This window comes from Sandarakinorhabdus sp. (assembly GCF_987265915.1).
In genome coordinates, this window is record NZ_OZ503948.1 from 1,800,963 (window position 1) to 1,813,987 (window position 13,025).

Sequence of the window (13,025 nt, forward strand, 5' to 3'; positions counted from 1 at the left end):
AATAGATTGACGGCCAGAGCGGTGAACCCTATCGGCCCCACCGTTTGCCTGCCCGACAAAAGGAATCACTGCATGGCCGTCGCCAAAGCGCCTGTCCAACCCAAAGGCGCGACTGGCGTTCTCGTGCTGGCCGATGGCAGCGTTATCTGGGGCCATGGCTTCGGCGCCGAGGGCGCGGCGGTGGGCGAGGTATGTTTCAACACGGCAATGACCGGCTACCAGGAGGTGCTGTCCGACCCGAGCTATGCTGGGCAGATCATCAACTTCACCTTTCCGCACATCGGCAATGTCGGCGCCAACAACGACGATATCGAATCGCCCAACCCGCATGCGCTGGGCTGTGTGGTGCGGGAGCCCGTTACGGCGGCAGCCAATTTCCGGTCGCAGCGCCGGTTTGATGACTGGATGCGCGCCTGGGGCCGCATCGGCGTGTCGGGCGTCGATACCCGCGCGCTGACCAAGCGAATCCGTGAAGGTGGCGCACCCAACGGCGTGATCGCCCACAATCGCGCCGGGCAGTTCAATGTGAAGAATTTGCTCAATCAGGCGCGCGGCTGGCCCGGGCTGGAGGGCATGGACCTGGCCAGCGTGATCAGCGCCACGCAGAATTACACCTGGGACGATGGCCTATGGACGCTGCAGGGCGGCTATGCGGTGCACAGCGGCAACCCGAACGGCCCGCATGTCGTGGCCGTCGATTATGGCATGAAGCGCAACATCCTGCGCAATCTGGTCGCCGCCGGTGCGCGGGTGACAGTCGTGCCGGCCACGGCGACATTTGACGAGATCATGGCGCTGCAGCCGGCCGGCATCTTCCTGTCCAACGGCCCGGGCGACCCGGCCGCCACTGGCATCCATGCCGTGCCGACCATCCAGAAGATCCTGAACGCCGGCCTGCCGCTGTTCGGCATCTGCCTCGGCCACCAATTGCTCGGCCTGGCGGTCGGCGCGAAGACGCTGAAGATGACGCAAGGCCACCGCGGCGCGAACCATCCGGTCAAGCGGCTGAGCGATGGCCGGGTTGAGATCACTTCGATGAACCATGGCTTTGCGGTGGACACCGCGACGCTGCCGGCAACGGCGCGGCCGACGCATATTTCGTTGTTCGATGGCACGCTGGCCGGGTTGGAGTTGACGGATCGCCCGGCGTTCAGCGTGCAGTATCACCCGGAAGCCAGCCCCGGCCCGCAGGACAGCCATTATCTGTTCGAGAAGTTTGTCGGGGGGCTGACGTGAGCGTTGCGGGAGAGGGTTTCACCTCTCCCCTTGGGGAGAGGTCGAGAGACGCCGAAGGCGGCCCGGGAGAGGGGTTGCCCCGCGCAACCACAGCCGGCGCTCAGCCCCCCTCCCGGGCCGGCGCTGCGTGCCGTCTCTCGACCTCCCCCCGGCGGGGAGAGGTGACGGACGTGCAGCGTGGGCGCGCCAAGGCGATGCGCCACGAGATGACGCCGCCCGAAGTGCGGCTGTGGAATGTGCTGCGGGCCGCGCGCCTCAATGGCTGGAAGTTCAGCCGGCAGGTGCCGATTGGCATCTACATCGCAGATTTCGCTGCTCGCCGTGAAAAGTTCATTGTCGAAGTCGATGGTCAGTCCCATCAGCAAACCCACGCGCATGACCAGAGCCGGGATGCTTGGCTGACAACCCAAGGTTATCGCGTCCTGCGCATTGCCGCGGCCGACGTGCTTGCCAACCTGGACGGCGTTGCCCGTAGCATCGATCATGCACTTGGCTTGCATGTTGCAAAAATCCGGAACCACTGATGCCCAAACGCACCGACTTCAAATCCATCCTCATCATCGGCGCTGGCCCGATCATCATCGGCCAGGCCTGTGAGTTCGATTATTCGGGCACGCAGGCGGTGAAGGCGTTGAAGGCGGAAGGCTACCGGATCATCCTGGTCAATTCCAACCCGGCGACGATCATGACCGATCCGGAGCTGGCGGATGCCACTTATGTCGAGCCGATCACCCCGGAAATCGTCGCGCGCATCATCGCCAAGGAGCGGCCCGATGCGGTGCTGCCGACGATGGGCGGGCAGACGGCGCTGAACACCGCGCTGGCGCTGGCCAAGGATGGCACGCTGGAAAAATACAATGTCCAGCTGATCGGCGCCGATGCCGAAGCCATCGACAAGGCCGAAGACCGGCTGAAGTTCCGCGACGCCATGGACAAGATCGGCCTGGAAAGCCCGATCAGCCGTATCGCGCACACGGTGGAAGAAGCGCTGGCGGCGCTGGAGCATGTCGGCCTGCCGACGATCATCCGCCCCAGCTTCACCATGGGCGGCACCGGCGGCGGCATCGCCTATAACCGGGAGGAATTCATCCGCATCGTTACCGGCGGCCTCGATGCCAGCCCGACCACCGAAGTGCTGGTGGAGGAAAGCGTGCTCGGCTGGAAGGAATATGAGATGGAGGTGGTCCGCGACAAGGCGGACAATGCCATCATCATCTGCTCGATCGAGAATGTCGATCCGATGGGCATCCACACCGGGGACAGTATCACGGTGGCGCCGGCGCTGACGCTGACCGACAAGGAATATCAGATCATGCGCAACGCCAGCATCGCGGTGCTGCGCGAGATCGGCGTGGAGACCGGCGGGTCGAACGTGCAGTTCGCGGTCAATCCCAAGGATGGCCGCCTGGTGGTCATCGAAATGAACCCGCGCGTCAGCCGCTCGTCGGCGCTGGCGTCCAAGGCCACCGGCTTCCCGATCGCCAAGGTCGCGGCGCTGCTGGCGGTGGGTTACACGCTCGATGAAATCATGAACGACATCACCGGCGCCACCCCAGCGTCATTCGAGCCGACCATCGATTATGTCGTGACGAAAATCCCGCGCTTCGCCTTTGAAAAGTTCAAGGGTTCGGCCCCGCTGCTCGGCACGGCGATGAAGTCGGTCGGCGAGGTGATGGCGATCGGCCGCAATTGGCAGGAAAGCGTGCAGAAGGCCTTGCGCGGCCTGGAGACCGGCCTGACCGGCTTTGATGAAGTGCCGGAACTGGCCGGCGCGTCGATCGAGGAAATCGAAGCCGCGTTGTCGCAGCCCACCCCCAACCGCCTGCTGGTGGCCGCCGACGCGCTGCGCGCCGGGATCAGCGTGGAGCGCATCCACCAGATCGCCAAGTTCGAGCCCTGGTTCCTGCGCCAGATGCAGGAACTGGTGGAGGCTGAAGCCGGCGTGAAAGCCAGCGGTCTGCCGAAGGAAGCCGCTGACCTGCGCCGCCTGAAATCCATGGGCTTTTCCGATGCACGCCTGGCACATCTGACCGGCCTCAGCGAAGCCGATGTTTCCGCCGCGCGCCGTGCGCTGAATGTGCGCCCAGTGTTCAAGCGCATCGACACCTGCGCCGGCGAATTCGCCGCCAAGACGCCGTACATGTACAGCAGTTACGAAGCACCGAGCTTTGGCGAACCGGAATGCGAAAGCGCGCCGAGCGCGGCGCGCAAGATCGTCATCCTGGGCGGCGGGCCGAACCGCATCGGCCAGGGCATCGAATTCGATTATTGCTGCTGCCACGCCTGCTTCGCGCTGGGGGATGCCGGGTACGAGACCATCATGGTCAACTGCAACCCGGAAACCGTCTCCACCGATTACGACACATCGGATCGCCTTTATTTCGAGCCGCTGACCGCCGAAGACGTACTGGAAATCCTCAACGTCGAGCAGCGCAATGGCGAATTGGTCGGCGTGGTCGTGCAGCTCGGTGGGCAGACGCCGCTCAAGCTGGCGCAGGCCCTGCAGGATGCCGGCATTCCCATTTTGGGCACCAGCCCGGACAGCATCGATCTGGCCGAAGATCGCGAGCGTTTCGCCGCGCTGATCACAGAGCTTGGCCTGAAGCAGCCCGACAACGGCATCGCCCGCAGCGCCGAAGAGGCGGTGAGCGTCGCCGAAACCATCGGCTATCCGGTGCTGATGCGGCCGTCCTATGTGCTCGGCGGGCGCGCCATGGAGATTGTCGACAACCGCGCCCAATTGGAAACCTATATCCGCGAAGCCGTGGTGGTATCGGGCACGTCGCCGGTGCTGATCGATCGCTATTTGCGCGATGCCATCGAGGTTGATGTCGATGCCGTGGCCGATGGCACCGATGTGCATGTCGCCGGCGTGTTGCAACATATCGAGGAAGCCGGCGTGCATTCGGGCGACAGCGCCTGCTCCTTGCCGCCGTACAGCCTGCCGGACGACATCATTGCCGAAATCGAGCGGCAGACCGCCGTGCTGGCCCGCGCGCTGAAAGTGACCGGCCTGATGAACGTGCAGTTCGCGGTGAAGGAAGGCGATGTCTATCTGATCGAGGTCAACCCGCGCGCCAGCCGCACGGTGCCGTTCACCGCCAAGGCCACCGGCATTCCGGTTGCCAAGATCGCGGCGCGGGTGATGGCCGGCGAAAAGCTCGCCAGTTTTGATCTCAGCCCGCGCAATGTCGGCTATCACATCGCGGTGAAGGAAGCGGTGTTCCCGTTCGCGCGCTTCCCCGGCATCGATCCGGTGCTCGGCCCCGAAATGAAATCCACCGGCGAAGTGATGGGCATCGATGTCGATTTCGCCACCGCCTTTGCCAAGAGCCAGCTTGCCGCCTCCACACGGCTGCCCGACACCGGCAACGTGTTCATTTCGGTGAAGGACAGCGACAAGCCGCAAATGATCGATGCGGCGCGCGATCTGGTGACCATGGGGTTTGGCTTGGTCGCCACCGAAGGCACGGCCGCCGTGCTGTCGGCCGCGGGCATCCCCGTCACCCTGGTCAACAAGGTCGCCGAAGGCCGGCCGCACATTGTCGATCGCATCAAGGATGGCGATATCGCCTTGATTTTCAACACCACAGAAGGCCGTCAATCCTTGACCGACAGCCAATCGATCCGCGCGTCGGCGCTGTATGGCCGCATCCCTTATTTCACCACGGCGCCCGCCAGCCGGGCCGCTGTGGCGGCGATTGCTGCGCTGCGGCGACAACCGCTTGATGTGCGGCCGCTTCAATCCTATCATCGCAACCCCTGACGCATTGGGACGTAGTGCGTTATTGCTCTGCCGGATCTGCATCAGCAGGTGCGGGCAGCGTTTTGAACCGATTTGCAGGATGTGACAAAAGCCATGGCGACGTTGGAAAAGGTGCCGATGCTGCCAACCGGACACCAGTCCCTGTTGGTGCAGCTGAAGCAGCTGAAGGAAGTGGAGCGGCCGGCGGTGGTGCAAGCCATCGAGGAAGCGCGCGCCCACGGCGATCTTTCGGAAAATGCCGAATATCACGCCGCCAAGGAACGTCAGGGCCAGATTGAAGCCCAGGTGATCGAATTGGAAGACATGCTGGCGCGCGCCATCGTGATCGATCCCAAGACGCTTTCCGGCAACAAGGTGGTGTTTGGCGCCACCGTGCATCTGCAAGACGAAGACGACAAACCGGTGACCTATCAGATCGTCGGCCAGCATGAAGCCGATGTGAAATCGTCGCGGATCAGTTTTTCCTCGCCGCTGGGCAAGGCGTTGATCGGCCGCCTGGTCGGCGACGAGGTGGAAGTCCACACGCCGTCGGGCGACAAATATTACCAGATCGACCGCGTTGAATTCATCTGAACCTGGCGTTTCGGCGCGCGGGGAACCGTATCTGACCCGCGCGTTGCTGCTGGCCAATGTGGCGGTGGCGGTGGCCTTGTTTCTGGCCGGGCCGGTGCTCAACCAATATGTGTTGCTGCATTATGGCCTGGTGCCGCTGCGCCTGAGCATGGCGTTGGATGGCAACGCGGCGCTGCTGCCGGCGCTGGTCAGCCTGGTCACCCACTTGTTCCTGCATGGCGGCTGGCTGCATCTGGCGATGAACATGATCATGTTGTTGGCCATGGGCAATCTGTTGGAGCCCATCGCGGGGGCGCGGCGGCTGGGGCTGCTGTATCTGGTCGGCGGGCTGGCCTCGGCGCTGGCGGAATGGGCCCTGCATCCGATGAGCATGGTGCCTACGGTTGGTGCCTCCGGGGCGATTTCGGCCCTGATCGGCGCACAGGCGATGTTGGGCGGGGGCGGCAATCAGGGCCCCTGGCTGCGCGGACTGGGGCTGGCGGCAGCGTGGATTGCCTTCCAGTTGCTCGCGGGGCTGGTGATGAACGGGCCGGGGTTTCAACTGGCGATCGCCGGCCATATCGGCGGCTTCATCGCGGGGTTGCTGTTGGCGTTGCCAGTGTTTGCCGGGCCGCTGTCAATCTACCGGAACGCCCGGCCGTGACAACGATGTGCGGATCACGAAACTGGTCTTGACGCTTTCGACGTTGGGCGCCGGCGTCAGCTCGCTGGTCAGGAACTTCTGGAATTCCTGCAGATCATGGGCGACCACTTTCAGGATGAAATCGATCTCGCCATTCAGCATATGGCATTCGCGCACCTGGGGCAGGGCGGCGATATGGTCTTCAAAGGCGCGCAGATCGGCTTCGGCCTGGCTTTTCAGGCTGACCATGGCGAACACGGTGATGCCATAGCCCAGTGCCACCGAATCGAGATCGGCATGATAGCCGCGGATGACGCCGCCTTCTTCGAGCGCCCGCACCCGGCGCAGGCAGGGCGGTGCAGTCAACCCGGCGCGGGTGGCCAGATCGACATTCGTGACCCGGCCTTCGGCCTGCAGGTGGCGCAGGATCACCCGGTCGATATCGTCGATCGGCAGACGCGAGCGGTGGACCAAGAGCAATACTCCAAGCTTTGCAGCCCGATATTGATAACATTATTTCACGAACGCGCAAGATGCAGGCTGGTTCCCGGCCTGATTCGGCAAGCAGGGCCGGTACCCTCTGGCCGGGCTGGAAATGCTGGCAAATCCGGTTAAGTCAGGGTGTCACGCGGCGCGCGCACTCGCGCCCTTTCGGAGATTCGGTTGAATGACTGCCGCCACCACGCCCCTGCGCCATACCAAGATGCTGATCATCGGTTCCGGCCCTGCCGGCTATACGGCCGCCGTTTATGGCGCCCGCGCGCTGCTGGCGCCGGTGTTGCTGCAGGGCCTGCAACCGGGCGGGCAGTTGACCATCACCACCGAAGTGGAAAACTGGCCGGGCGACACCATGGTGCTCGGGCCTGATCTGATGCTGCGCATGGAGGCGCAGGCGCGGCATGCCGGCGCGGAGATCATCACCGATATCGTCACCAGCGTTGACCTTTCGAAGCGGCCGTTTGCAGTGCAGACCGACAGTGGCCAGGCTTGGACGGCGGACACGCTTGTGATTGCCACCGGTGCCCAGGCACGCTGGCTGGGGCTGCCGGGCGAGACGCGCTATCGCGGCTTTGGCGTGTCGGCCTGCGCCACCTGCGACGGCTTCTTCTTCCGCGGCAAGACGGTTGCGGTGGTCGGCGGCGGCAACACGGCGGTGGAAGAGGCGCTGTTCCTCACCAAGTTCGCTTCGCAGGTGCATCTGATCCACCGCCGCGGCGAATTGCGCGCCGACAAGACGAACCAGGCCCGGCTGCTGGAGAATCCCAAGGTCGAAACGCACTGGTACAGCGAAGTCGCCGATGTGCACGGCACCGACATGCCGTTGAAGGTGGAGGCGATCACGCTGGCTGACACGCGCGACGGCAGCACGCGGCAACTGCCGGTCGATGGCCTGTTCGTTGCCATCGGGCACGTGCCGGCCACCGCGCTGTTTGTGGGGCAGGTCACGATGGACGATGAAGGCTATGTGATCACTGCGCCCGACAGCACCGCGACCAGCGTCCCCGGCGTGTTTGCCGCCGGCGATGTGAAGGACAAACTCTATCGCCAGGCGGTGACGGCGGCCGGCATGGGTTGCATGGCCGCGCTGGAAGCGGAGCGGTTTCTGGCGCACGGATGATGCGGTGATCGGCACCTTCCTGCGCTGGTTCCTTGCGCCCATCGTGCTGCTGGGCGTGCTGGGTGTGATGTTCGGCCACGCGGGGCTGCTGATGAAGATCGTTGCTGGCTTGATCGGTTGCATCGTGATCAGCGGTGGGCTGCTGGCACTGGCGTCGCACGGCAGGAGGGGGTGAAGTCCGCCATGGGCCTTGATTGGGAAAAACTGCGGCTGTTCGATACGGTCGCCGAAGCCGGCAGCTTCACCGAAGCCGCGCGCCGCCTGCACATGAGCCAACCAGCCTTGTCGCGCCAGGTGGCGGCGCTGGAGGAAAGCCTTGGTGCCAAATTGTTTCACCGCCACGCCCGCGGCCTTGCCATGACCCATGAGGGCGAACAGCTGCGCGCCGCGACGGCCGACATGCACGAACGCATCGACAAGGCGGCGCAAGCCATCGATGCCAGCCGCGATCGCCCCACCGGCGCCATCCGCCTCACCACCACCGTCTCCTTCGGCTCGACCTGGCTGGCGCGCCAGCTTGGGGATTTCCTCGATCTTTATCCTGATATCAGCGTGCATCTGATGCTCACCGATGCCGATCTCGATCTGGCCAAGCGTGAGGCTGATGTGGCCATCCGCTTCCACCGGCCGTTCCAGTCCGAACTGATGCAGCGCCCGCTCGCCGAAATCCGCCATCACCTGGTCGCCAGCCCCGACTATATCGCCCGCCACGGCGAGCCGCAGACCGTGGCCGATCTCGATCATCACCGGTTGATTGCCTATGGCGATGCCGCGCCCGACTATCTGAAGGGCATCAACTGGATTCTCGAACTCGGCCACGAAGGCCATCCCCGCGCCGCCGCGCTGACCATCAACAACAGCCACGGCGTGTTGCAGGCGGTGGAGGCAGGGGCTGGCATCGCCGCCTTGCCGACCTATCTGATCCGCTCATCCGGCCGGGTCAGGCTGGTGCTGCCGCAGGTGGAAGGCCCGCTGTTCCGCACTTTTTTCACCTATCCCATTGAACTGCGACGCAGTTTGCGGATCGCCGCGCTGCGTGATTTCCTGCTGGCGCGGATGACCAACGCTGCGCTGGACATGTAGCGACATCATGTCGCCCCCTTTGGCTATGCACTGGCTGCATGGCTGCACCGCAGTTTTGTGCACTGCAATATAATCTCCCAGCGTCTACTTAGGGTGGGTCGCCGCGATAGTGGCAACGCCGGGTCTGCTGCTCTCCCCTCCTTGCAGCGCCCCGGCAGGCTGGCTGCCTCTCCCTCCCCCGATGTGGGCAGCCGCCAGCCCGGACCGCGCCTCCTCCCCCCCCGGCGCCTTCCGGGCCATATTGAAGGGCCGGGTGCCGAACAGGCATCCGGCCCTTTTCTTTGCCCCTGCGACCACGCGCCATCTCGCTGCGACGGGCCGGCCTTCCCAAATCAGCCTCCATCGGCTAACCGCGAACGTCCCGGGTCGGGGCCTGTAGCTCAACGGTTAGAGCTGGCCGCTCATAACGGCTAGGTTGGGGGTTCGAATCCCTCCGGGCCCACCGGTGTTGGAAGGACAGATGTTGGGCGTATCGGCGGACGAAGCAGTTGGTGCAGCACAGGACCAGCGCCCCCGCGCCAACTGGAAAAGCTGGGCCGGTGCCGCGCTGGGCCTGGTCGTGCTCGGCTTGGCGGCCTGGGGGCTGAACAAGATCGCCGGGCAGGTCACGATGGCGCAGGTGATCGCCGAAATCCAGGCAACGCCAGCGCATCTGATTGTCTTTGCGGCCATTTCCACCGCCCTGTCTTATGTGGTGCTGGTCGGTTACGATTGGTTTGCCACCCGTCATCTGGGTTACAACATCGGTTGGCCCACCCTGGCCGCCGCCAGCTTCGCCAGCTTCACCATCAGCCACACGCTGGGCGTGACCGTGCTGACCGGCGGCACCGTCCGCTATCGCATCTATACACGTGTCGGCGTGCGGCCGGCCGATATTGCCATGATCATCCTGCTGTGCGGCTGGACCTTCTGGTTGGGTATCATCTTCGTGGCCGGGGTCGGCCTGATCGTGTCGCCCGATCTGGCCGCGCCGATCCGCGCCTGGATGCCGCCGCAGGCCGAGGAATGGACCGGCGCCCTGCTGCTCGGCGGCGTGGCGGCCTATACGGTGTTGACCAGCCTGTGGAAGCACGAGTTCAAGCTGTGGCGCTATCGCTTCGCCTTGCCCGGCGGCAAGCAGACGCTGCAACAGATTGCCATCGGCACGCTTGATCTCGCCCTGGCCGGCGGCGCGCTCTACATCCTGCTGCTGCCGGTGGCCGGCGTGCCCGATCTGCTGACGTTTCTGGTGATCTATGCCGTTGCCATGGTCTCCGGCGCGTTGGCGCATGCGCCGGGCGGCCTTGGCGTGTTCGAACTGGTCGTCGTTGGCCTGATGCCGGATGCCGAAAAGGCCGGCGTGCTGGCGGCGGTGGCGCTGTTCCGCATCCTCTACACCTTCATCCCGTTCACGCTGGGCGCCACCTTGGTGGCGATCCTGGAGTTTCGCGCACTCAGAGCTGCCCGCGCTGCTCAGACACCTTCTGCTCAACAAGGCGCTGCGCCAGTTTCGCCCGCCAATAGCCACTGAGGCCGGGCAACACCGCCAGTTCGGCAAGCTCTTCCACACGGCCCGCCTTGCTGGCGGCAATCGGCGTGAAGCGGCTGATCGGCCAGGCCGGGTTGGGCCGATCGATCACGTCATGCCCATCCCCGGCGGCCACGGCGCCCGGTTCCAGCACGCGGAAATACCAGCCACAGCGCCCGGATTTCGCCATCGCCTTCACCACGGACTTGGTGCCGAGCGCGATGGCAAAGGTGCTGCACGGCTCGCGGATCTGCGCAATCTGCAAGGTGGCGGTGCCGCAACGCACAACATCGCCCAGGCACATCGCCGCTTCATCAAGGCCATCGACCACCAGATTCTCGCCCATCGCGCCCGCCACGAAGCGCTCGGCAATGGCCGGAAACTCGGCCGCCCACTTGGCATAGCCCGACAGCGGATAGGCATAGACGGCTTTTTCCGGGCCGCCATGGACGTGCGTGTTGCCGACCTGATCGCCGGCGAGGCCCAGTTCGTGCACTGCGACACGGCCGTCCACTGGCTGGCGGCGATAGGCAGAAGGGTAGGGCGCCCCAGCCAGCGGCTGCGGCCGGCCGATGCGCAGCTGCGCGATTATTCCACTTGCGATCATGGCCGTTATCCCTGAAGCTGTAATTCCTGCTCAACAAGCTGAAAGGAGGTGATCCAGTGTCTCATTGCTTCATCATTGGCGCAAACGCGCTGGTGGCCACAGTCAAGGTTGTGGCGTTCTGAACACCAGACACCGGCCTTTTGCGACCGGATGACAATGTGGGGGCTGCCTGGCAACGGGCGGCCCCCTTTGCGTTGGGGCGGCGCCACCCTACGGCCATTGATCCTCCCCACCAAGGGGAGGTGCCAAGCGCCGCGAGGCGCAGGGGTGGCGCCTTCCGGGGCAGGGGTGCTGATTGTTTCAACGCGCGCCACCCCTCCCCCGGCCTGCGCCGGGGCAGGCTTCGCCTTCGGCTGCCACCTCCCCTGAAAGGGGAGGATTTTTTACAGCAACGTCAGCACCTTCTGCACCGTAAACCATGCTCCCCAGCCGAGCGGCAGCAGCATGGCGCTCCATGCGGCCACCCGCAGCCCCCAGCGGGCCGGCGCTGGCACGGCCGCTGCTGCCGGCATCACCATACCAGTTTCGGGCGCATCCCGCCACCAGTGTGCCGCCACCGGGCGCACCAGCAGCGCTGCCACCAGCCCCAGCGCCAGCATCGCCGCCATCAACAAATAGATAGGCGCATACACGTCTTCGCGCGCAACCCCGGCAGCCAAACCAGTATCGCGGGCATAGGCGACCAGCAGCGGCCCCAGCACCCCGGCGGTGGACCAGGCGGTGAGCAGGCGGCCGTGAATTGCGCCCACGTTTGCTGTCCCGAACAGATCGGCCAGCCACGCCGGCACCGCAGCAAAGCCGCCGCCATACATCGAAGCCACCAACGCAAAGCCGGCCAGGAACAGCGGCAGCGACGCTGACGACGATATCCCGGGCAGCGCCAGGCCGTAACAGGCCGCGCCCAGCGCCAGGATGGCGGCATACATCGCCTTGCGGCCGATGCGATCCGACAGGCTGGCCCAGAAAAAGCGGCCGGCGATGTTGAACAGGCTGATCAAGCCGACAAAGCCGGCGCCGGCGGCGGCAGCGGCGGTTTTCTGGCTTTCCGTGAAATCGCCGAACCGCACGCCGGCTTCGCCAAACAGCCGCCCGCCGAACATTTCCTGCACCATCGGCGACGCCAGCCCGATGATGCCGATCGACGCCGAGACATTGAGCAGCAGCACCGCCCACACCAGCCAGAATTGCGGGGTGCGGTGGGCATCGGCCAGCGCCACATAACGCCCGCCGGCGGCGCGTATCGTCTTGCCCGGCGGCGCCCAGCCCGGCGCCGGCAAGCGGAAGCCGAGCGCGCCGGCCGCCATGACCAGCGCATAGATTGTGGCCAGCACCAGCATCGCCGGCGCGGCGCCGACGCTGTCCGGCCCGGCGAAAGCGTTCATCAAGCGGTCCGCCGCCGGGCTGCCGACCATGGCACCGCCGCCAAAGCCCATGTTCGCCATGCCGGTCGCCAGGCCGCGGCGATCGGGGAACCATTTGATCAGCGTCGAAACCGGGGTGATGTAACCAATGCCAAGGCCAATGCCGCCGATCACCCCGGCGCCCAGCCACAGCAGCCACAATTGATGCAGCTGTACGCCGACGGCACCAATCGCCATACCGCCGCCCCAGCAGGCGGCGGCGACCAGGCCGGCCCGCCGCGGCCCGACGCGTTCGACCCAGCCGCCGAACAGCGCCGCCGATGCGCCGAGCACCACGAAGAACAACGTGTAGACCCAGACGAGATCGCTCACTCGCCAGTCGCAGGCGGTGGTGACCAGCGCGCCGCCAAGCGTCAGGCCGTCACATGCCACACTTTCAGTGATTCCGATGGCGTGGGTGAGCGGCAGCCAGAATACCGAAAAGCCATAGGCCATGCCGATGCACAAATGGATGGCCGGCGCACACGGCGGCACCAGCCAGCGATCATGGCCAGCAGGCGCGGGGGTTTGGAAGTGGGATGGGTTTGTCGGTGCCATTGCGTAATGCGCTGCCCCAATTGCACCTCCCCTTCAAGTGGAGGAGCAGCGCGGC

At 65.0% G+C, this 13,025-nt stretch carries 12 protein-coding genes and 1 tRNA gene; 10 read left to right on the top strand and 3 right to left on the bottom strand.

The window, feature by feature from the left end:
* The first annotated feature begins 72 nt into the window (after positions 1-72).
* From carA to AC6UUM_RS08755, 5 genes are all read left to right on the top strand, one after another.
* Positions 73-1,236 carry a glutamine-hydrolyzing carbamoyl-phosphate synthase small subunit gene (carA, locus tag AC6UUM_RS08735; RefSeq protein ID WP_500801900.1) on the top strand — a complete coding sequence of 388 codons (1,164 nt, stop codon included), beginning with the start codon at positions 73-75 and terminating at the stop codon, positions 1,234-1,236.
* 161 nt (positions 1,237-1,397) lie between these two features.
* Positions 1,398-1,760, top strand: coding sequence for an endonuclease domain-containing protein (locus AC6UUM_RS08740; protein ID WP_500801901.1), 363 nt, complete (start codon positions 1,398-1,400; stop codon positions 1,758-1,760).
* Positions 1,760-5,002 carry a carbamoyl-phosphate synthase large subunit gene (gene carB, locus AC6UUM_RS08745; protein WP_500801902.1) on the top strand — a complete coding sequence of 1,081 codons (3,243 nt, stop codon included), beginning with the start codon at positions 1,760-1,762 and terminating at the stop codon, positions 5,000-5,002. Before AC6UUM_RS08740 ends, carB begins: the two co-directional genes overlap by 1 nt.
* 93 nt (positions 5,003-5,095) lie before the next feature.
* Positions 5,096-5,575: a transcription elongation factor GreA gene (gene greA, locus AC6UUM_RS08750; RefSeq protein WP_500801903.1), complete on the top strand. Its 480-nt coding sequence runs from the start codon at positions 5,096-5,098 to the stop codon at positions 5,573-5,575.
* Complete coding sequence (locus tag AC6UUM_RS08755) at positions 5,562-6,218, top strand: rhomboid family intramembrane serine protease (protein ID WP_500801904.1); 657 nt, start codon at positions 5,562-5,564, stop codon at positions 6,216-6,218. Before greA ends, AC6UUM_RS08755 begins: the two co-directional genes overlap by 14 nt.
* On the opposite strand, the gene AC6UUM_RS08760 is transcribed toward AC6UUM_RS08755, so the two are convergent.
* On the bottom strand, positions 6,192-6,671 hold the full coding sequence (locus AC6UUM_RS08760) for an Lrp/AsnC family transcriptional regulator (RefSeq protein ID WP_353198531.1): 480 nt from the start codon (positions 6,669-6,671) through the stop codon (positions 6,192-6,194). The genes AC6UUM_RS08755 and AC6UUM_RS08760 overlap by 27 nt on opposite strands.
* Positions 6,672-6,864: 193 nt before the next feature.
* On the opposite strand from AC6UUM_RS08760, the gene trxB reads away from it, so the two are divergent.
* The 5 genes from trxB to AC6UUM_RS08785 all read left to right on the top strand — a co-directional run bounded on the left by trxB (position 6,865) and on the right by AC6UUM_RS08785 (position 10,408).
* Entirely contained in the window at positions 6,865-7,815 is a 951-nt protein-coding gene (gene trxB, locus AC6UUM_RS08765; protein WP_500801905.1) for a thioredoxin-disulfide reductase, read from the top strand.
* A 4-nt stretch (positions 7,816-7,819) separates the two neighbouring features.
* Positions 7,820-7,990: a hypothetical protein gene (locus tag AC6UUM_RS08770; protein ID WP_500801906.1), complete on the top strand. Its 171-nt coding sequence runs from the start codon at positions 7,820-7,822 to the stop codon at positions 7,988-7,990.
* A complete protein-coding gene (locus AC6UUM_RS08775) occupies positions 7,987-8,898 on the top strand; it encodes a LysR family transcriptional regulator (protein ID WP_500801907.1) in 912 nt (303 codons plus the stop codon). Before AC6UUM_RS08770 ends, AC6UUM_RS08775 begins: the two co-directional genes overlap by 4 nt.
* 369 nt (positions 8,899-9,267) lie before the next feature.
* Positions 9,268-9,340: transfer RNA gene (locus AC6UUM_RS08780), tRNA-Ile, on the top strand.
* A gap of 18 nt (positions 9,341-9,358) precedes the next feature.
* Positions 9,359-10,408, top strand: a complete 1,050-nt coding sequence (locus tag AC6UUM_RS08785) for a lysylphosphatidylglycerol synthase domain-containing protein (protein ID WP_500801908.1) — start codon at positions 9,359-9,361, stop codon at positions 10,406-10,408.
* Here the strand turns inward: AC6UUM_RS08785 and AC6UUM_RS08790 are convergent.
* Together AC6UUM_RS08790 and AC6UUM_RS08795 are read right to left on the bottom strand one after the other, a co-directional pair.
* Complete coding sequence (locus AC6UUM_RS08790) at positions 10,332-11,012, bottom strand: MOSC domain-containing protein (RefSeq protein WP_500801909.1); 681 nt, start codon at positions 11,010-11,012, stop codon at positions 10,332-10,334. The two genes, AC6UUM_RS08785 and AC6UUM_RS08790, sit on opposite strands and share 77 nt — an antisense overlap.
* A gap of 383 nt (positions 11,013-11,395) precedes the next feature.
* On the bottom strand, positions 11,396-12,970 hold the full coding sequence (locus AC6UUM_RS08795) for an OFA family MFS transporter (RefSeq protein WP_500801910.1): 1,575 nt from the start codon (positions 12,968-12,970) through the stop codon (positions 11,396-11,398).
* Between the last annotated feature and the right edge of the window lie 55 nt (positions 12,971-13,025).

Excerpts from the sequence above, each read along its gene's own strand:
- carA (WP_500801900.1), top strand. The coding sequence starts at position 73 with ATGGCCGTCGCCAAAGCGCCTGTCCAACCCAAAGGCGCGACTGGCGTT.
- carB (WP_500801902.1), top strand. The coding sequence starts at position 1,760 with ATGCCCAAACGCACCGACTTCAAATCCATCCTCATCATCGGCGCTGGC.
- greA (WP_500801903.1), top strand. The coding sequence starts at position 5,096 with ATGGCGACGTTGGAAAAGGTGCCGATGCTGCCAACCGGACACCAGTCC.
- trxB (WP_500801905.1), top strand. The coding sequence starts at position 6,865 with ATGACTGCCGCCACCACGCCCCTGCGCCATACCAAGATGCTGATCATC.
- AC6UUM_RS08785 (WP_500801908.1), top strand. The coding sequence starts at position 9,359 with ATGTTGGGCGTATCGGCGGACGAAGCAGTTGGTGCAGCACAGGACCAG.
- AC6UUM_RS08790 (WP_500801909.1), bottom strand. The coding sequence starts at position 11,012 with ATGATCGCAAGTGGAATAATCGCGCAGCTGCGCATCGGCCGGCCGCAG.
- AC6UUM_RS08795 (WP_500801910.1), bottom strand. The coding sequence starts at position 12,970 with ATGGCACCGACAAACCCATCCCACTTCCAAACCCCCGCGCCTGCTGGC.